Annotated in this window: 20 protein-coding genes; 11 read left to right on the forward strand and 9 right to left on the reverse strand. The window is 43.1% G+C overall.

Annotated elements, in window-relative coordinates; translation table 11 throughout:
• Positions 1-68: 68 nt before the first annotated feature.
• Positions 69-995 (forward strand): hypothetical protein, encoded by a 927-nt coding sequence (locus NST99_RS14800; RefSeq protein ID WP_341092699.1) that lies wholly within the window; start codon positions 69-71, stop codon positions 993-995.
• Position 996: 1 nt separating this feature from the next.
• On the opposite strand, the gene NST99_RS14805 is transcribed toward NST99_RS14800, so the two are convergent.
• Positions 997-1,464 (reverse strand): hypothetical protein, encoded by a 468-nt coding sequence (locus NST99_RS14805; protein WP_341092700.1) that lies wholly within the window; start codon positions 1,462-1,464, stop codon positions 997-999.
• Positions 1,465-1,575: 111 nt separating this feature from the next.
• Here NST99_RS14805 and NST99_RS14810 point away from each other — a divergent pair, with 111 nt between their 5' ends.
• From NST99_RS14810 to NST99_RS14835, 6 genes are all read left to right on the forward strand, one after another.
• The gene (locus NST99_RS14810; protein WP_341092702.1) at positions 1,576-2,079 is read left to right on the forward strand and encodes a hypothetical protein; all 504 of its coding nucleotides are present in this window, start codon (positions 1,576-1,578) and stop codon (positions 2,077-2,079) included.
• 267 nt (positions 2,080-2,346) lie between these two features.
• Positions 2,347-3,705, forward strand: a complete 1,359-nt coding sequence (locus tag NST99_RS14815) for a hypothetical protein (protein ID WP_341092704.1) — start codon at positions 2,347-2,349, stop codon at positions 3,703-3,705.
• Positions 3,698-4,333: a hypothetical protein gene (locus NST99_RS14820; protein WP_341092705.1), complete on the forward strand. Its 636-nt coding sequence runs from the start codon at positions 3,698-3,700 to the stop codon at positions 4,331-4,333. The genes NST99_RS14815 and NST99_RS14820 overlap by 8 nt, the downstream gene beginning before the upstream one ends.
• Before the next feature lie 92 nt (positions 4,334-4,425).
• Positions 4,426-5,007 carry a hypothetical protein gene (locus NST99_RS14825; protein ID WP_341092706.1) on the forward strand — a complete coding sequence of 194 codons (582 nt, stop codon included), beginning with the start codon at positions 4,426-4,428 and terminating at the stop codon, positions 5,005-5,007.
• Between the two features lie 92 nt (positions 5,008-5,099).
• Positions 5,100-5,732 carry a hypothetical protein gene (locus tag NST99_RS14830; RefSeq protein WP_341092708.1) on the forward strand — a complete coding sequence of 211 codons (633 nt, stop codon included), beginning with the start codon at positions 5,100-5,102 and terminating at the stop codon, positions 5,730-5,732.
• Between the two features lie 95 nt (positions 5,733-5,827).
• Positions 5,828-6,409, forward strand: coding sequence for a hypothetical protein (locus tag NST99_RS14835; protein ID WP_341092709.1), 582 nt, complete (start codon positions 5,828-5,830; stop codon positions 6,407-6,409).
• Between the two features lie 151 nt (positions 6,410-6,560).
• On the opposite strand, the gene NST99_RS14840 is transcribed toward NST99_RS14835, so the two are convergent.
• From NST99_RS14840 to NST99_RS14860, 5 genes are all read right to left on the reverse strand, one after another.
• Entirely contained in the window at positions 6,561-7,202 is a 642-nt protein-coding gene (locus tag NST99_RS14840; protein WP_341092711.1) for an ABC-2 transporter permease, read from the reverse strand.
• 1 nt (position 7,203) lies between these two features.
• On the reverse strand, positions 7,204-8,067 hold the full coding sequence (locus NST99_RS14845) for an ABC transporter ATP-binding protein (protein WP_341092712.1): 864 nt from the start codon (positions 8,065-8,067) through the stop codon (positions 7,204-7,206).
• Positions 8,064-8,444, reverse strand: a complete 381-nt coding sequence (locus NST99_RS14850) for a GntR family transcriptional regulator (protein ID WP_341092715.1) — start codon at positions 8,442-8,444, stop codon at positions 8,064-8,066. The genes NST99_RS14845 and NST99_RS14850 overlap by 4 nt, the downstream gene beginning before the upstream one ends.
• Before the next feature lie 356 nt (positions 8,445-8,800).
• Positions 8,801-9,265, reverse strand: a complete 465-nt coding sequence (locus NST99_RS14855; RefSeq protein WP_341092717.1) for a hypothetical protein — start codon at positions 9,263-9,265, stop codon at positions 8,801-8,803.
• A 235-nt stretch (positions 9,266-9,500) separates the two neighbouring features.
• Entirely contained in the window at positions 9,501-10,517 is a 1,017-nt protein-coding gene (locus NST99_RS14860) for a YiiG family protein (RefSeq protein WP_341092718.1), read from the reverse strand.
• A gap of 543 nt (positions 10,518-11,060) precedes the next feature.
• On the opposite strand from NST99_RS14860, the gene NST99_RS14865 reads away from it, so the two are divergent.
• From NST99_RS14865 to NST99_RS14880, 4 genes are all read left to right on the forward strand, one after another.
• Positions 11,061-11,816: an N-acetylmuramoyl-L-alanine amidase gene (locus NST99_RS14865; protein ID WP_341092719.1), complete on the forward strand. Its 756-nt coding sequence runs from the start codon at positions 11,061-11,063 to the stop codon at positions 11,814-11,816.
• Positions 11,817-11,848: 32 nt separating this feature from the next.
• Entirely contained in the window at positions 11,849-12,820 is a 972-nt protein-coding gene (locus NST99_RS14870; RefSeq protein ID WP_341092721.1) for a copper amine oxidase N-terminal domain-containing protein, read from the forward strand.
• Positions 12,821-13,038: 218 nt separating this feature from the next.
• Positions 13,039-14,211, forward strand: a complete 1,173-nt coding sequence (locus NST99_RS14875; RefSeq protein ID WP_341092722.1) for a hypothetical protein — start codon at positions 13,039-13,041, stop codon at positions 14,209-14,211.
• A gap of 130 nt (positions 14,212-14,341) precedes the next feature.
• Entirely contained in the window at positions 14,342-15,004 is a 663-nt protein-coding gene (locus NST99_RS14880) for a DUF2625 family protein (protein WP_341092723.1), read from the forward strand.
• Between the two features lie 84 nt (positions 15,005-15,088).
• Here NST99_RS14880 and NST99_RS14885 read toward each other — a convergent pair whose 3' ends face one another.
• The 3 genes from NST99_RS14885 to NST99_RS14895 all read right to left on the reverse strand — a co-directional run bounded on the left by NST99_RS14885 (position 15,089) and on the right by NST99_RS14895 (position 17,897).
• Entirely contained in the window at positions 15,089-15,322 is a 234-nt protein-coding gene (locus NST99_RS14885; protein WP_341092724.1) for a hypothetical protein, read from the reverse strand.
• 39 nt (positions 15,323-15,361) lie between these two features.
• A complete protein-coding gene (locus tag NST99_RS14890; RefSeq protein WP_341092725.1) occupies positions 15,362-17,638 on the reverse strand; it encodes a preprotein translocase subunit SecA in 2,277 nt (758 codons plus the stop codon).
• A 106-nt stretch (positions 17,639-17,744) separates the two neighbouring features.
• A complete protein-coding gene (locus NST99_RS14895) occupies positions 17,745-17,897 on the reverse strand; it encodes a helix-turn-helix transcriptional regulator (RefSeq protein ID WP_341092726.1) in 153 nt (50 codons plus the stop codon).
• Positions 17,898-19,022 lie beyond the last annotated feature (1,125 nt).

Genomic DNA, 19,022 nt, shown 5'->3' on the forward strand with positions numbered 1-19,022 from the left:
TGGACGACGTATATAAACTGGGTTTTCCTGAGAGCAGATTGGCATTTATTATGAGAGGGGACAATCAGATGGTTACATTGAATCATGCGGCGTGGAGCCGGTTATCCGGGCCTGAAAAACAACAAATGCTGCAGGAACGGCTGCCGAAAGGCTTCTCGTTCTGTCGGCTGGAGCGCTTTGAACGTTATGGGCAGAGTTTGGAAACGGGAGTGTGCGCCTATGAAGGGGTCGAATTTGTATTTGTTCCCGGCAACGAGGTAACCTTGGGCTGGGACGGATGGTCCGGGGAGCCGGACAGTACAGCCTCCAGGGTTATGGAAGAAAGTTTTGCGCTAATCAGGGTGGCGTCCGAGAAGGTGGAGGAGAGGCTGCGCGGAATAATGACTCCAGTCAGAAACGCTGTCATCCAGCCGATGTTGGTAGAACGTAATACCCAGTCTGTTGGCTGGACAGAAGTGACTGCCCGGGAGCTGGATGCAGAGAAACACGCCGAGCTGTTCGAGCGGTTGGATACGTTCAAGAACAATTCTAACGGAAACCGCGAATACTATCCTTCCTATCGTCTGGATCGTGATGGTGAACAGATCCGCATCTATCTGTTCAATGAAAGTGAGGATTTCGAGGATTGGGCCGATTACACATTGAAGCGGGAATTTGACATTCCGACTGAAGACGAATGGGAGTATTTGTATGGTGCTGGCTGCCGGACCTTGTTCCCATGGGGAGACGGAATGAACGATTCCATGCATCTTGAGCTGCCGAATGCTTTCGGGCTTTACTTTCTGGGAGATCCATATCAGAAGGAGCTGACCAGGACTGGAGACGGTGGGTCGATTGGCAAAGGAGGCGACGGTATGGTTATTCACAGCGGCGGTCCGGGCGAGTTTTTCAGTTATTTGACAACGGCTGTATATTACCATGACCATCATGAAGACGAACAGGAATGGATGGATTGGCTCGATCAGCTGCATTACCGGCGGATTGTGAGGCTGTAGTCTATACCTGGTAGATTTTAAGCTCCTGTTGAAATATTCTGTCTCCATAACGGAGGGTAAGGGGATATTGCTCAGGTCTTGTCAGCTTATAAAGTACAGACTGGCCTTCATGGTAAAAGACTTTGTGTTCGCACTCATCATACAGTTTTCGGGACAACTGCTGAATCAGCTTATGATTATGGGTAGCACGCCATCCGAACTGTACCATGCCCAGCTGGTCTATCGGATCTTGATAGGTGTCCAGGATAATGTAAGTTCCAGGTTGATCCTTATGGACATATTTAAGCACATGACCAGTATGGACAGGCTGTTCCAGAGCATATTCATAGATGTCATGGAAAGGGATTGTAATGTCCAGAGCGTCCATGATGTTCTGAAAGTTAGGATGTACCAAATATTCTGCCGCATCTTCATCCGGCCAATAAGCCAGTTCAGATAAAGGTGCCATTATTAAAAATTGTTGCTCCAAGCTGCTTCCTCCTTTTATTTCATAGTACCTTCAAGTGTAAGAGAACAAGGTTTGCTTGTAAAGGGAGGGGGCGTACTGCAGAGGCATTAATTACTCAGGGGAGGAAATATGATGAACCTAACTAATTTGTCAAAAAAAGAACGCGGGAGCCTGGCGATTGACTTTACGGAGGCCGAGCAGAAGGTTGGATTTCCATTATGCGAGGGCATAAAAAGCTTGTATACTCGCTCATTTGGGGAGATGGACAGCAGTGTTTTAAATCTCAGAGAGAAAGTCCATATCAAACCGCAAGGAACTCGCTGGGATACTTGGTTTTCGTTCAACAATTGTGAAGGAAACTGCGAGGTCATGTTGAGTATGCCCGGCTCGGAAAAAGAGCTTGCGGATTTTATTGCATACGGGTTTCGTGAATGGACCGGCGGCAATGATTTTGGCAAACGGATGATGATCGGTTCCTTGTTTGTCAACATCGGCGATATTTGTATCCTCCTTAATAATGACACAGGCAAGGTTGAGTGGATTGATTGCGGTTACGGTTATTTTGACACTTATGACGAAAATCCAAACGGTGTTCTAGCGGATTCGATTGAAGAATTTTTGGGGTTTTTCGAGTGAGAGGTAGAGTTTATCAAGCGATTCAAGCGAAACTAAATAGCCAGTCGCCACTTCCGGCGACTGGCTTCTTTGACTTGTAAGGTGTTTTGATCCCAGTCTCACAAACGGGGGGCTTTCCCATTGCTGTGGAAGAATTTTATTGTTTATATGGAATATAATGAAAAAATATTTTATAACCGATATACATAATAAAGGAAAAAATGGTTCTTATGTCTTGAGGATATAATTGGAAAACTGGCGAATCGAGGTGGATGGATGGGACTTTCCATGAGAATTGAAGGGCTGGATACGGAAGACAACATCATTGAATTGTATGAAGAATCGTTAGTATCTACCGAATATCTACACAATACTATTGGGAATGCGATGGCAAGGACCGGGGATACGGGGTATGTCCTAAGAATAGTCGGAAGAATAGAACCTTCCCTTAAGAGTGAACAGCGGACTACTCAAAAAAGTATTTTGGAACTCACCAAATGGGCGTATTTACCCTATGCTCCCGAAGCGGACTTTTACCGGAAGGTGTCTATTGTCTATGAGAAAGGAGAACAGATTGTACGTGAATTAAACTTTACCAAAGCTTATGTACTTAATTATGAAGAGAATTATGACAACCACACCGGTACAGGCAGCTTCCACTTAACCTTAGGGCAAAAACGGGGTGAACAGGGCAAGATCAATTTTGGTGAGCAAGAACAGGCAGACGCTGCAAAAGTGTTTACTCCACTATTACCTAACGCATTTCCTCCGAAGCCCCCGGCTTATTATGATCTCCTGAAGATAAGGATACCCGAACCTGTGGATGCAACCTCGGGAGCCGCACCTACGAGAAAAGAGCTTATTGAAGCCTTGTTCATTAAGAAGATGGGGACCTTTTCCGGGATGGCAGATCATGATACATATCTTAAAGAAGTGATTAAACGATATATGAAGGGCACACCTATTGCGCAGGAAGTATTTTTGAAGTATGTGGAAGATGACTCAATGAAAGAACTCACGGGTGTTGATGATGGTTCTTATTATCGTGATTCCAAGGAGAAAGTTTTTCTGAATATTAGAGGTGATTTTACTGATAAAGGTACAGGTGTAGTTTTCTTTCATGAGTATGGCCATTACATTGATCATGCTGCGGGCGATTTATCCGATGATAAGACCTTCCGGGAGAATTTAAGAGCTGATTTTAAAAATATAATGGAATCTCGTGCGAATGCAATGTATTTAAGCGAGCTGGATCCTAAACTAATATCGAAGCTAGGCAATACAAAAATAAGACTCGAAGACATTATGAATCCGGATTATTGGAATGGGAAGGAGAAATCATTAATTGATTACAAGAAATTATACGAGAAAATAAGTAAGGAATTAATGCCCAATAGCCTTTCTGCGGTATCCGATCTTTATAGTGGATTAAGTATAGTAAAGGTAAATAAGAATACCAAGAGAATCCTGGGGAAATGGCAGCATCCTGTGAAATATTGGACAGAAAATCCTGATAAAATATATATAGAAGCTCTTGCTCATTGTTATGAAGCTCAATTTGATCCAACTAGGCGCGCTAATTTTAGGAAGTATTTCCCAACTGCCTATAAGAGATTCGAAGAATTACTGGAGGGAGCTCATGACTAAGAGAAAATGGAAGCTTTGTGGAGTAATTGTATTCATCGTCTTAATTACAACTGGCGGTTGGTTATGGTATAGCCACTCCAGGCCGGAAGTTCGTTTATCTGGGGAAGCGGCAGAACGTAAGAAATTAGAGGAATCGCTAAGAGCGAAGGAAAAGCAGGTGGATTTTTATTTTCATGAAGTGAATGAATTGATACACGAATTGAATCAGGATAAATTAAGAGATGATCTTACAAAAGGAGGAGAAGAAATGAGCATAGACGGGCGATTGGTATGGGATATGTTGGAATCAGAGGAATATAAGAATATTTTGGAAGAATATAGTGAACATTATGGTGTTCTAAGTGAACATAAGATCCCTAAGACAGAGACAATAGAAGGTCTGCACTATAAGGTTAAGGAAAGTAGTGATTATGGCTATAATTTGTTACCCAAGTATTATGGCTGGACTGAAGCTGTGAATAATATAGATACGAAAGAGTTTCGAGATTTAAACACCCTTTACAATGAACATTTTGATGATGGTATTCCTACCGAGATGATCTTCGGAACTATGGAAGAGTTAATCGATATAGTGAATAGAAGTGTGAAAGAAGGCAGGGATTTGCTGCCAGAGTATTATCGGTACTAAAGTAGGATGAGACCGTATTTCCGTAACTTTAGCTGGAGATACGGTCTTATTATTATTCTACAAGAGATTCGGAGAGTTACTGGAGGGAGCTCATGACTAAGAGAAAATGGAAGTATTGTGGAATAATTGTGTTCATCGTCTTAATAACAACCAGCGGTTGGTTATGGTATAGCCACTCCAGGCAGGAAGTTCGTTTATCTGGGGAAGCGGCTGAACGTAAGGAACTGGAGGAATCATTAAGAGCGAAGGATAAACAGATAGATTTTTATTTTCGTAAAGTGAATGAATTGATACATACGTCGAAAGATCAATTGGTGTGGGATATGCTGGATACGGAAGAATACAAGGAGATTCTAGAAGAATATAATAAACAGTACGGCTACATGGACGAGGACGGCATACCCAAAACTGAAACTCTTGGAGGATACCGATACAAGGTACGAGAAAGCATTGCTGAGGGTTATAATCTGTTACCCAAGTATTATGGCTGGACCAACGTCTTGATGAGTTTGGATACGAAAGAGTTTCGAGATCTGAACACCCTATATGATGAACATTTTGGAGAGGGTATACCTACCGAGCAGATATACGGAACGATGGAAGAGTTAATCGATATAGTGAATAAAAGTGTAAAAGAAGGCCGGAATTTACTGCCGGAGTATTATGGACTCTAAAAAGCAGGTAAGACCGTATTTCCGTAACTTTAGCTGGAAATACGGTTTTATTTTATTCTATAAGAGATTGAAAGAGTTGCTGGAGGGCGTGCATGACCAAGAGGAAATGGAAGTATTGTGGAATAATTGTGTTCATCGTCTTAATAACAACTAGCGGTTGGTTATGGTATAGCCACTCCAGGCAGGAAGTTCGTTTATCTGGAGAAGCGGCTGAACGTAAGGAACTGGAGGAATCGTTAAGAGCGAAAGATAAACAGATCGATTTTTATTTTCATGAAGTGAATGAATTGATACACGAGTTGAATCAGAAAAAATTAAGAGATGATCTTACAAAAGGAAAAGACATGAGCATAGACGACCAATTGGTATGGGATATGTTGGAATCAGAGGAATACAAGAATATTTTGGAAGAGTATAGTGAGTATTATGGCGTTCTAGATGAATTGAATATCCCTGAGACAGAGACAATAGAAGGGCTGCGCTATAAAGTTAAGGAAAGTATTGATTATGGATATGATTTGTTACCCAAGTATTATGGTTGGTCTAGAGCAGTGATGAATATAGATACGAAAGAGTTTCGAGATTTGAACACCCTATACAATGAACATTTTGGTGATGTTATTCCTACAGCGGTGATCTCCGGAACGATGGAAGAGTTAATCGATATAGTGAATAGAAGTGTGAAAGAAGGCAGGGATCTGCTGCCAGAGTATTATCGATATTAAAGCAGCGCATGACCATATTTCCGTGATTTTTGCTGGAAGTGTGGTTTTATTTTTATTCTTCTATAAGAGATTTGAAGAGTTACTGGAGGGAGCTCATGACCAAGAGGAAATGGAAGTATTGTGGAATAATTGTGTTCATTGTATTAATTACAAGCAGCGGTTGGTTATGGTATAGCCACTCCAGGCAGGAAGTTCGTTTATCTGGGGAAGCGGCTGAACGTAAGGAACTGGAGGAATCATTAAGAGCGAAGGACAAACAGATAGATTTTTATTTTCGTAAAGTGAATGAATTGATACAGACATCGGAAGATCAATTGGTGTGGGATATGCTGGATTCGAAAGAATACAAGGAGATTCTAGAAGAATATAATAAACATTACGGTTACATGCATGAGATAGACATTCCCAAAACTGAAACTCTTGGAGGATACCGATACAAGGTACGAGAAAGCATTACTGAGGGTTATAATCTGTTACCCAAGTATTATGGCTGGACCAACGCCTTAATGAGTTTGGCTACGAAAGAGTTTCGAGATCTGAATACCCTATACAAAGAAAACTTTGGTGAGGGTATTCCTACAGAGGAAATCTACGGAACGACGGAAGAGTTAATCGATATAGTGAACAAAAGTGTGAAAGAAGGCCGGAATCTGTTGCCGGAGTATTATCGGTACTAAAGCAGCATAAGACCGTATTTCCGCGATTTTAGTTGAAGTGCGGTTTTATTTCCATCACAACGAGCCCGCGTACTACGCGAGCTCGTTATACCGATAAATATAATGGTTAAAAAACTTATATAAATTCCAGCAAACAAGCTTATCGAAAGAATTAAAATTCCTTATTCCTATGTATCTGTACCGATAGGAGATAAGATGCCACAAACATTACAACCGCAACAATTAAAGAGGCAATTCCTACCTCGCTGCCATTAAAATTTACATTATCCCATACCATTCTTAGAAGAACCCACACCACAATTCGGATAACCACTGACAAGCCTGACGACACAAAAATCATCATCTCACTTTTCTCAACTCCGAATCTTAAAATAACCGGATATAAAATGGAAATTGTTGAAATAGAGAGTGACAGGCCCATAGTATACCCAGATGACAAATTCAAATAACTAGTAGTATCTAAATCTCTTAAATAGAAAAGAACCGGAGTAAACAAGCTGATTGCAGTACCCATTAATATCAACATGATAAATGAAATGTATTTGGCATTGATAATAGTTTTCCTTTTTATTGGCAAGGTAATTTCTATCCTACTCCATTTAGATGCTTCATCGATCTGCAGAGAAGAACCTACATTCACAGGGAAAACCATAATCTGTGCAGCAATGACCGCATTAAGTACAGACGTATCGCCTGCCACAAAAGAAACAAACAACAAACATAAAGCTATTCCAAAGGATGTCTTTATGTTGTTCTGCATGGAATAAAAATTGTTCAACAGTAACCCTTGCACGTTATTCCTCCCCCTTTACCAGGAGCAGCATAATTTCATCAATAGATACATTATCAACAATAATACCGTCATATTTTCGCTCGAACTCTTTTTTATCTTTTACAAGAACGTCTGTTTGAAAATTCTTTACTCTGTACGCAAGTCTATCGGCTTTATCAATACGATTGAACTGATCTATTTTGCAGCGGGCCACTCCGTATCCATAAATCAAATCATCTTTCTTCGCAGTAAGGATAATTTTTCCTTGATGAATAAAGGTTATAAAATCAGCGATTTTTTCCAAGTCACTTGTGATATGGGAAGACATAAGGATTGAATGGCTTTCATCCTCCACGAACTCCAGAAAAACCTCCAAAATTTCTTCTCTGGTAATGGGGTCTAAACCGGAAGTTGCCTCATCTAAAATAAGTAACTTGGGATGATGTGATAATGCGACTGCAATAGCAAGCTTCATTGTCATTCCTCGTGAAAATTCCTTGATCTTTCTATCCATAGGAAGGTCAAACTTACTCGTGATATTTAAAAAGAAACCCTGATTCCATTGTTTGTAAATTCCGCCCATAACCTTTGCAAGTTTATTGGGTGTCACAACACCTGAAAAACTCGCAGCATCAAAGACAACTCCTATGTCTTCACGAATTCCTATGTCTTTGTCTGTCATAACCTGACCCAGAATTTTAATAGTTCCACTATCTTTTTTAACTGTGTTCAATATGGATTTAATGGTCGTTGTTTTTCCAGCTCCATTTTCACCAACAAATCCCATAATTGTTCCACAAGGAATAGAGAACGAAACATTATCTAAATGAAAATCAGAATTAGAATAGGTTTTAGTTAGTCCTGCTATTTCTAGACTATGATTCATTTTTTATCCTCCGCATAAAAGACAGTCAGCATTTCTACCATCTTTTCCAATTTAATTCCGCTCGTTCGGGCAATTTCAGCTGCAATAGTTAAGTGCTCTTCAATTTTCTTCTGTTGCTCTTCTTGAAAGACATCTTTATTGGAGGCAGATACGAAACTTCCACGTCCAACAGTTGTTTCAATGAATCCATCCCGCAGCAAATCTTCATACGCCTTTTGGACAGTAATGACACTGACTTGAATAGATTTTGCTAACGACCGCATGGAGGGAATAGGGTCTCCCGCTTGCAGTTCTCCACTCATAATCATTGTTTTTATTTGCGAGGTTATCTGTTCATAAATGGGCTTATTCCTATTACTGCTAATAATAATTTCCAAAAAAGTCCTCCTTTCCGCGAACAGTGTACTTAATGTACCAGTACAATATAACTGATCTGCTTGCTTTTGTAAATATTCCCTGTGTAGGAAGGTGTAAGTTTAAGTGGTCCCGAAGTAAGTCTCCTTGCTTCCAGAAGCTGTAGCTTAATAAATAATTATCGGGTTGATGCTTGTAGGATAACGTAGCTAATGAAGGGAGGGGGCCTTGTGAGTTTTGGTGGCGAGTGAAGTCACATCAGTCTCAATCAACTCGTGTAACCAGCGCTGTGACGCAGAGCCGAACGGCTCTGCCGTGCGGAATATCGGCGTGGAGTGTCTTCTGGCTGAATATGGCTAAATAACACTGGTAGCCAGTGTCACAGGTCGTAGGATTTGAGTTGCTGTTCAAAGACGGTATTGTAGTGGAAAGTTCGCGAATATGGGCCTTTTCTCAGTATATGGTAGAGTACACTCTGACCTTCCTCGTAGCGAACGGCATATTCGCATTCATCATAGAAGTGCCTGGACAACTGCCGTATAGTCTCCCCTCTGTTCACGGTGCTCCAGCCAAACTGTATCATATCAAGTTGGTCCAACGGGTCTCGATAGGTATTCAGGACAATGCATTCCGAGGGTTGTTCCTGATTGCGGAATACCAGCATATCGCCAGTATGTACAGGATTGCTGAAGTAGTGTTCATGAATCTCCTCCACAGGAACGGTTATACCAAGTTCATTCAAGATCGCCTGGAAATTCGGGTGTGTCACATAGTTATCATCCCACTCATCGGGATAAAACACCAAATCGCTGATCGAAGCTGTAATCCAAAATTCAATATTCATTCTGTATGCCTCCGTACTCGAACTCAAGGGATAAATTACTTGGAGATCATTATAACACCAAATAGATAGGGGGATTAAAGGGTGAATGAAACAGAGAGCGCGAAAGCACAGCAAATGGAACAACTGTCCGTTCACGGAGTGTCTTCTTCATCAAGCCTAACGTTGATCCTACTAACATAAGGGCTGATCCAAGTAGCCATTTCATGGCTTTGGGTCAGCCCCTGCATAGAGTAGCTTACTGCAATTGGTTGTATTCTGCGATTAATTCACTTAAAGACTTGCTGAATTTCTCGGGTGTGCCTGACTGATTTTCGCGGAAGAAAGAGCTTTTCAAATAAAAATCTTCTACACGCTGCTTCTTGTTGACACGTTCGATAATTTCAGCACCTGAAACTTTGACTTTCTTGGCTGCATCAACATATCTTTCGAGCGAGTGGCTAGAGAATCCTTCCGATACGACTCTTGTCTCGTCTGCCGCATATTCCATCAGCAGCTTGAGATCTTCCGTCAGAACAGCGTATTTCGCTTTGAATTTCGCCATATCCAGCTTCAGAATGTTGTCCGCCAGAATTCCCTGGTCATCCATCTCCGTTGCCAGGCCTTCCGCATCCAGTAAAAAGAGCATCACGGTGTAATTCAGATCCTGACCGTTATCCTTGTATTCTTGAAGACTGTTTCTTGTGCGTTCATCCTCCATCTCGCCAAGCAGCGAGAAAAACTCGCTCGAAGCTTCTTCATAGGCAGCCTCTGCCTTGACAATTCGGGTATGCATCGTCTTGCTTCCGGCAAACTGATCATCGACATAGCCTTTGATCTCGTAATACTCATGCGCTTCAGCCAGTGCGGCAAGCAGTTCTGTCAGGATTGGCTCCAGCAGGCTGACCTGGGCGTCCAGTTTCCCGAAGCTTGGCTTGTCGGTAGCGGCGGCGAACGCAGTCTGCATGGCCTTCTCACCGGATTCGCTTAGAGAGAGCATTGTGGCGCTGAAATACTTGTCAATCACCGGCTTGGCCTCATAACCGAACTCTTCAAAATAATCATTCAGCACATCCTGGAGCCGTCCTGTCATTGCGTTGTTCAGGTCTACATAGGCATTGTATTTGGCCAATTCCTGGGCCTCGAGTTCTAACTTGGCGGCTTTCTCGTCGATGGCCTCAGTGGGGGCAGGCGCTGAGCTTGAAGCTTGCGCGGTTTCCACGGCTGCCTTGGAGTTGTTGCCATTCGCACCTGTTTCATGTTCGGACTTGCTCATTGAACAGGAAGTCATTAGGGTGCTAATAAGTACTAAAGATGCAATCAGTGTAACATGGGACTTCACGATTATTATCCTCCAAATCTCTCAAAACAGTTAATATTATGTATTAAACATAATATATTCTTCGGCTGCTAATCCCTGAAAGTGAATATTTGAAAGAAACCTACTTTAGTGTTCCCGGTGATAGAGTCGGATTCGGGGAGAGAATAATTCTCATTTTTTTGAATTGAAGCACAGTTTATTTATGGATATACGCATGATCAAGGATTTATCAAACGTCAGATTAGAAACCATTTTTCTTGTTCATAAGTAGTTTTGACTTCATTGAAAATTTACATTTGTGCAGAATATGAAGGGATATTTTGTATGATGTCGAATTATGTATTACGGTATAACTATTAAATAATAATACCACTAAGTTTAGATTAAAATGGGAGAATAAGGAAAGGAGGTACTAAGTCCCACCTGTTGCGGATGTTCCATTACGGAGTCAACAAATTATATAGTGGTGATCCTTGGCCTAACTGATAGGAGTTAAAAATGCGCGCGAAATTGAATGCAATCCTCTTAGCTATTATGATTTTATTAACGTCAGGCAGCCTTCCAAATACAGTAGAGGCGAAAACAGCAGATGTAACATCATTAGCCAGTACAATGGGAAAGACGGTTATCTGCATAGATGCGGGACACCAGAGTAAAGGTAATAACTCTAAAGAGCCCGTAGCGCCAGGAAGCAAAACGGTTAAACCAAAGGTGTCAAGCGGTACGCAGGGCATAGCTACTGGTAAAACCGAATACAAACTTACACTGGAAGTGGCGTTGAAATTGGAGCAAGCCCTTCAGAAGGATTACAAGGTGGTAATGATTCGCCGCACTAATAATGTGGATATATCAAACAGCGAGCGTGCCATTAGATGTAATCAGGCAGGTGCCGATATGACCCTTAGACTACACGCAGATGGGAGCGTTAATCGCGAGATTCAAGGCATGTCCTTTCTCTATCCTTCTACTGAGATCCCATCTACGAAGAAGATTGCATCGCAAAGTTTGGAGATCACCAAGGTTCTGTCTAAAGCGGTGCTGAAAGAAACGCAGGCGGCATCGCGCGGATTAATTCCTAGGAGTGATCTTACCGGGTTCAACTGGTCAACCGTACCGGTTGTGCTTATCGAAATGGGATTCATGACGAATCGTAAAGAAGACATGAAGTTAAGTGAGGATGAATATCAGGACAAAATTGTTCAAGGAATTAAAAAAGGTCTGGATTCGTATTATAAAGTTGCTGCGAAGAATTAAACTCTATATATGAATCCCCCCGTCCATATTTGATGAACGGATTTCTTTCTGTCTTTTGCGGTTTACATAGAATATATATAAAGGGGAATACCAACATATTTAAGACAATTACAATTAAATTATCAATTCTTTTAATGATATTCATGTGTTTTGTAAGTGTGACAAGTGTAAATGCTGCAAGTAACGAAGTTACTGTGAGGCTCGATGGTACGAATTTGCAATTTGATGTTCCGCCCCAAGTAATAAATAATCGTGTTATGATACCGATGCGAGTTATTTTTGAAGCATTAAATGCTACTGTTAAATGGGATGATGCTACACTATCGATTACAGCCTTATCTAAAAACGGTGATGTGGTTAAGCTCTCAATAGGAAATGAATATATTTATAAAAATGATAGAAAAGTGACTATTGATTCCCCGCCAGTATCGATAAATGGGCGTACATTAGTGCCCGTTCGTGTTATCGCAGAGTCATTAGGCAGAGCCGTAAGTTATAGATCAGATTCACGGACGGTTATTATTGAGCCTGTTGACACTTCAAAAGAAGACAATTTAATAGAAGACACATCAATAGATACTTCAATAAATACTTCAATTAACACAACAACACCTGTACCTACAGAAGAGGCTGCTTATGAAAAAATGATTGCCCTAAAGGAACAATATCCTGAGGGAATGGCATGGACAAACGGTAATGTTTACGCGTGGAATGGTGGCATTTATAGTAGAGGTTATGGCTGTGTGGGGTTTGCTTTTATATTAAGTGATGCGGCATTTGGTAACTTACCCGCTCGCAAGCATACGGATTTTAACAATATTCAAGTTGGAGATATTGTGAGGATTAATAATGATACCCATTCAGTGATTATTCTCAGCATAGATGACACAAATATTACCCTTGCGGAAGGGAACTATAATTCATCTATTCACTGGGGACGTATGTTTACTTTGGAACATATAAAAGCTGTAGGCGATTATATTATCACAAGATACCCTGAGTAAAAATAAGGGCTGGCTCCCGTAAAGGGGCCGGCTTTTTCGATCTGACAAATGAACATTTATGTGAAAATGGGGCTATAGATTAAATGAGAACATTACATGTTTTTCTACTGTTACTGTTGTGTATTACGTTGAACGGATGTACTAACTTCCAATCAAAACCGGATATAGGTTTGCCCCGTATTAACGAGTCGGACTCAAGCGGTTCCTATCAACGTGAATTGGAACAATTGAAAATTAAACTAAGTAACAGTAAAAATCAAGATTTAAAGAATGAGATAAGACAAAGTAATCTGGATCAGTTTATTTCGGGGTTAGTTGCTCTATTAAACATGCAGGACAGTATTAAAATAAAGGATAGTGAACTTAGTAACAAGTTTGATGAAGTAGTTTTTGCATCGACTAAAGCGGTAGTACATGAAGGCGGAAAATTTAATATCAAAGTTGTTAATTTCCAGGCGCCTCTAGGTCTAAAGGGTAAGCTCGAGGATAAATATACAGTTATTCAGTGGTGGAATGATGAGCAGCATGTACATGCCCAATTAGTTGTGAATGAAGATTCAGAGATAGTTAGAGATTTTGTGATTCGTACTTATAACGATAAGATAGAGCTTTTATTAGGAGGTTACCTTTCTTTGTATTCACCTACGCCCGTATTTGTATCGTCGTGGGAGCTGGACAATCAGAAATGGACTGAGAAGAAACATAGTTTCACTAACACAATTAGCTCTAATGATTTTTGGGACCTGAGTATTGTAGATAACACACTTATTGTTGAAAACCAGCAGTATATAGGAATGAATATAGAGATCTCAGAGCATACAAATGGATTTGTAATTACAAGTGATAAAGATGCAAGTGTAACCGTACAATTTTCTGGAAAAGGTGTTGAGGTACGGCAAGCACTGAAATCATTTAATGTTGATGGGGCAGAACCGCAAAAAATAGACATCAATCAATACACCGTAGACAAAGACCAATCCTTTACTACCAATCTAAAAGGCTGGGGGAAAGTGAAGTTTGTATCCACCGTAAGGAACACAAATGGTATGGATCAGGCATATTTTTTCCTGTTGGATAGTGAAGAGCATATTTTGTATTCGTTTCCTGTATTTAATGGAAACAGCAGAGGAACGCTGAAGGCGATCAAGGGAGTATCTTTCAAGGATGTGAATCTGGATGGATACACTGACATTGCGATCATCGGTGAGTACATAACAGGGGACGGCACTGAGGGTGTAACTCCATTCCCCGTAGCAGGTATTTATTTTCAACAATCAGACCATAGCTTCATCACACGGCTCGAACTGGATGAGGAGATCAACGGGAAAGGGCACAACCGGACGCTTTATGATGTGATTCAATATGTAAGTAAAGCTGTATCGGCCTCGTAGGCTCATATCGGGGACAAATTCATTAGGGATTATTGACGTGTTTGATTTGGGTATATATTGGTAGAAGTACATATAGCCGCATTATTGGCGCAATCACGAGATACATTATAAATGAGAGAGGCGGAAGAATATGCACTCATTATCTGTAGCAGAATTGGTGGATTTGGAGAATCATGCTTGGGAAGAAGTCAGAGAGCTGCTGAGTCAAGGTACTCGCACCTATCGGCTGACAGCAGCGGAACCGGAAACAGCAGCACAGACGCTCGTTCGCTTACAGGTAAGCACCAAGTCTTATCTGGGAGCGATTGCTTACGAGACCGGAGGGATCGTTTTTGAGCATGGTTGGATTACACTTCTTGGCGCTGGCGGCGAAGGCATCTATGGGAGTCTTACTTCCTGGAATGGTCTTGCAGCCTCACAAGATATTCCTGCATTGCCCGGCCTGCTGATTGTGGCTTATGATGCTGCAGGCGGTTTTTTTGGACTTGATGTGGGACGGTTCGGGCAGAGCGGGCATGTATATTACTTTGCCCCGGATACGCTGGAATGGGAGTCGACCCAATTGGCCTATTCCGGGTTCATCGGCTGGCTGGCGGAAGGGGATCTTGATCTGTTCTATGAGACATTCCGTTGGGAAGGATGGGAAGAGGCGGCCCTGAAGCTTCAACCTGGTCAGGTCTTTGGCTATTATCCTCCGCTGTGGACTAAAGAAGGTAGCGGTCAATTTAGCCGCAAAGCGCCAATTCCTATACTGGAAGCTTGGCAAGAGGCGAGGTGTGAAGGCAAAGCGTGAGCAAGAGAAAAGCAGGAAAAACAGGCAGAGCAGTGCTTAAGATCGTAAGTATTGCCGAAGAGCCGCTCGAGCAAATTCCTTATGTCAGTGCTGCGGCGGGCGGCCAAGGGATCTCAGATGAATGGCTTCCATTCTATTGGCATTCCGCAAAAAGTTCAGTACGGTGCTGGGCTTATCGGCAATCATGATTTGCTGTCCCGGGAAGGGCAAGCCGAGCTTGCGTCTCATACCGGAATTCACCTGTTGTTCTGAACCATCATCGACCTGCTTCCAAATCTTCCGGGAATAGCTCAGATCAGCCGTTATTTCGTGCAGCAAATGGGCGGCAACGCGATTATCCTTGAAAGCTACGCTGCATCAATATTTTGAGAGCTTGAATATCGGCCTAATAATCATGCGAATCCAATAAGCAAATACAGTCGTTCCTGTCCATGAGGTTCGCTTATTCTGTAGGTATTGATCATTGATAATATAAGTCCGGGTGGAAGCCGGGCTCTTAAGACCGAACTTTTCCCACTCAGCAGGGTCATTTGAACCTCCGAGCCTTTCAAGCATATTCTCCGACGCGCTATTTATTTTAGAAGGAATTTGCTCGTAGACTTCGGTGATTTGCGCATGAAATTCGTCGATCGGATTGCGGCTGGCAAGGCTCTCCAGGTGAATCCCTTCGCGAAGGTAAGACACATATGCAAGATGTTCAGCCCAGAACTCGTCGATATAATAAAGCCTGACTCGCTGCTCCGAAGGACTCATCGGCTTCTCACCTGTCAAAATTCGGAGCCGCTCCTCGTATAAAAGCCGCCTCTGATCCTCCACCATATCCGAATAACAGTTCAGTTCCTTGTGGATATCGAAGTTTTGGCCCATAACAATACGCTGAATACTGGTGATCTTGCTGCTGAGCCCCGGTGCTTCAAGAGCCTCATCCTGCCTGGGAGCGCGAACCGCTTTATGGATGCCGAAGCGAAGCAGCAACTCGTCCTCCAAGCTTACATAAAAAACGGAAGCTCCCGGGTCGCCTTGGCGGCCGGAACGCCCGTGTAACTGGTCGTCGATCCGCACGCTTTCGTTCACATGGGTGCCAATCACGTACAACCCGCCAAGCTTGGCGACTACCTCTGCTTGTGCGGGGGCGCCGCCGCCGAGCCGGATGTCGACGCCGCGTCCCGCCATATTTGTAGACACCGTCACTGCGCCGGGTTCTCCAGCTTTGGCGATGATGCCAGCTTCTTCAGCGTCATTTTTCGCATTCAGAACATGGCAAGGTACGCCGGTAACGGCTAACGCCTCTGCCAGCATAGCAGACTCTTCGACGCTTGATGTACCAATGAGAATTGGACGTCCCGTCTCATGGACTGATGAGATCTCTTGTACCAGTGCCTTAAGCTTGGCTTCTTTATGGGTATAAATCCGGTGCCGGTGGTCGATCCGGATGTTTGGCCGGTTCGGCGGGATTTGCATGACCTGCATTGCATAAATATCTTCGAATTCTATTGCAGAAGCATGCGCGGTAGCCGTCATCCCACAAATCTGCGGATACAGGCTGATGAAGTGTTGAATGGTGATCGTCCCGAGAATTTTCCCGCTGGCTATGGAGTACAGCCCTTCTTTGGCCGTAAGCGCGGCTTGCAGCCCGTCCGGCAAATACCGGTTCTCCGCCACGCGGCCGGTATATTCTTCGATCAGCTCGATTTTGCCGTCCCGGACGATGTAATCGACGTCTTTTTTTAATAACGATTCCACATGCAGCGCGCAATTTAATGACGTTAGCAAGTGACCGTTATGGCTATCGTACAAATTGCCGCATCCCAGCAGTGATTCCGCTTTTGCAGCGCCTGCTTCATTTAAGTAAACGTTCCGCTGGAACTCGTCAAAGTCGTAATGCTCTGCTTGCTTGAGCTGCCGAGCCACTTCTGCGAAACGAAAGCTGTCGCTTCTGGAAGAGGCCGAATCGCCGCTGATGACCAGCGGCACCCGCGCCTCGTCGAGCAGCAGCGAATCCGCTTCGTCCACGATAACGTAGTGGAAGGGACGATGCACGGTATCGGCTTCGCTTAGTGCGATTGTGTCGCGCAAATAATCGAATCCGGCCTCTTTAGCCGTAACGTAAGTTATATCCGCGGCGTACGCTTCCCGTTTCTCAGGCAATTTCATGCCCGCTTGAACCGAGTATACCGTTAACCCGAGGAAACGATAGATCGGGCCCATCCACTCCGCATCCCGCTTGGCCAAATAATCGTTAAAAGTCAGTACATGAACGCCTTTGCCGGTCAGTGCATTTAGATATGCAGGCATAACAGCAGAGAGTGTTTTTCCTTCACCGGTATGCTGCTCGATCAGAAATCTCTCATGTAGAGCTATGGCAGCCATGATCTGGACATCGTAAGGCTGTAATCCGAGCGTTCTCTTCGCTGCCTCACAAACTAGTGCATAGGCATCGACAAGCAGCTCGTCCAAAGGCGTACCTGATTTTGCTTCTTCTTGCAGCCGGAGGGATTCCGCTTGAAACTGCCCATCGTCCCATGCTTCCAAATTCCGTTTCCTGATAAGCTCCGCTTTGCCCTGGTAAACTTTCAGCTTTTTCTGGTTATCGAGGTCTTTGAATTTTTGCATCAACTTGACGGCTATATTCATATTATTTTGCTCTCCCCTCGGTAGAAATACGCTTATTTCTGTACAATATTTACGATGATGCCGGGAAACAATGGGGTTGAAAGTAATGGCGAACACATAATCCGTTTTAACATCTTTTATAAAATACTTCCCCGACGGGTAACTTGAAAGCTGCGGCAATTTTAAGAGAGAGCGTAATCGAAGGGGAGCAATCTCCTTTCTCGATTAACCCTACTGTCTGGCGAGTGGCTCTGATGTCATCCGCTAGGTCCTGCTGCAACTATCTGAAGCGGGCCCTCAGTTCACGAACGTTGTTAACAAGCACACGAGAGTTCCTTTCCAGTTATTGGTTGGGAGTGATTGTAACTTATGTATTGTAAAATGTAAACACTATATTGCATTTTGGAAGCCATCTTAGTCATATAAAAGCCAAAAGAAGACGGCAACACGTTAAATCTGGCATTCCCCTAATCCAGTCACTCCAGCTGTCGGATATACGCTGAAAATGGTTTCAGATCAGGAACGTTGGGCATGTACAGAGACTTGTGATCCGCCAGCGTCATTGCATTGCCGCCTACGATGATCGAGGGTCGTTGCTTCCACCGCCAAGACCAAGAGCCTGGTTTGTGGTACGCCAGCGCCATTGGCTCGGAGAGAACGGAGCGAACCGCTCAGCCAACTCGGGTGCCGTAACAGTCGCCTTTTCCAATAAAATATAAATCATTTGAAATAATCTGCTGCTTTGCATCCGCTCACCTCTTGGTTTCAGTATAACTATAAAACTTGACAAATACATGTCAAGTTAAGACTTCCTGTATGAATCAAGCCGTATGCTGCTGCTAATAAATAATGCTTAGAAGTTGACAGTGGAATGTCCTGCTGGTGAGGGGCAAGCGGGATGAAAATGATAAAAACCGGTAGGTTCTATTTGAGACTGTGCCTGTGACGATGGCTTTGTCTTCCGGGTGATCCTATTATCATCGATAACGAACAACGGCTCCTCAATCCTTTCAGACATCTGCACGACTTTGGTTTAAAGCACTTCTTCGTCCCACTTGCATTCGGCCAGAAAGTAGCCGATCGTGGCCGATGACAATCGCTGTGTTCCGCGAGATCCACCACTTTAGCGCGAATTTTTTCCGCGGTCGAGGCCGCCAAATACGATGCAATAGTGGGATAAACGCATCAAAACCGATCATCAACGTCATTGCATATTCTTGAACGCCTGAGCACAACGTAAAGAAGTACATCGCTGTTCGAGCGATGTACTCCAGATTACATACTATTATGCTGATTACTCCTTCTCCTCGTCCCCCACCGCAATTGAATTCCCCTCATAACTAATAGATTCGCTCGCATTACCCCCATATATAATTTCATTCTGGAGTATGAACGAGGAACCTTG

The sequence above is a fragment of the Paenibacillus sp. FSL L8-0470 genome, assembly GCF_038008625.1.
Taxonomy (GTDB): Bacteria; Bacillota; Bacilli; order Paenibacillales; family Paenibacillaceae; genus Paenibacillus_AQ.

Coding starts and splice junctions, on each gene's coding strand:
- NST99_RS14800 (WP_341092699.1), top strand. CDS start 69: ATGGTTACATTGAATCATGCGGCGTGGAGCCGGTTATCCGGGCCTGAA.
- NST99_RS14830 (WP_341092708.1), top strand. CDS start 5,100: ATGACCAAGAGGAAATGGAAGTATTGTGGAATAATTGTGTTCATCGTC.
- NST99_RS14860 (WP_341092718.1), bottom strand. CDS start 10,517: ATGAGCAAGTCCGAACATGAAACAGGTGCGAATGGCAACAACTCCAAG.
- NST99_RS14845 (WP_341092712.1), bottom strand. CDS start 8,067: ATGAATCATAGTCTAGAAATAGCAGGACTAACTAAAACCTATTCTAAT.
- NST99_RS14855 (WP_341092717.1), bottom strand. CDS start 9,265: ATGAATATTGAATTTTGGATTACAGCTTCGATCAGCGATTTGGTGTTT.
- NST99_RS14815 (WP_341092704.1), top strand. CDS start 2,347: ATGAGAATTGAAGGGCTGGATACGGAAGACAACATCATTGAATTGTAT.
- NST99_RS14825 (WP_341092706.1), top strand. CDS start 4,426: ATGACTAAGAGAAAATGGAAGTATTGTGGAATAATTGTGTTCATCGTC.
- NST99_RS14865 (WP_341092719.1), top strand. CDS start 11,061: ATGCGCGCGAAATTGAATGCAATCCTCTTAGCTATTATGATTTTATTA.
- NST99_RS14820 (WP_341092705.1), top strand. CDS start 3,698: ATGACTAAGAGAAAATGGAAGCTTTGTGGAGTAATTGTATTCATCGTC.
- NST99_RS14880 (WP_341092723.1), top strand. CDS start 14,342: ATGCACTCATTATCTGTAGCAGAATTGGTGGATTTGGAGAATCATGCT.
- NST99_RS14890 (WP_341092725.1), bottom strand. CDS start 17,638: ATGAATATAGCCGTCAAGTTGATGCAAAAATTCAAAGACCTCGATAAC.
- NST99_RS14870 (WP_341092721.1), top strand. CDS start 11,849: ATGAACGGATTTCTTTCTGTCTTTTGCGGTTTACATAGAATATATATA.
- NST99_RS14835 (WP_341092709.1), top strand. CDS start 5,828: ATGACCAAGAGGAAATGGAAGTATTGTGGAATAATTGTGTTCATTGTA.
- NST99_RS14810 (WP_341092702.1), top strand. CDS start 1,576: ATGAACCTAACTAATTTGTCAAAAAAAGAACGCGGGAGCCTGGCGATT.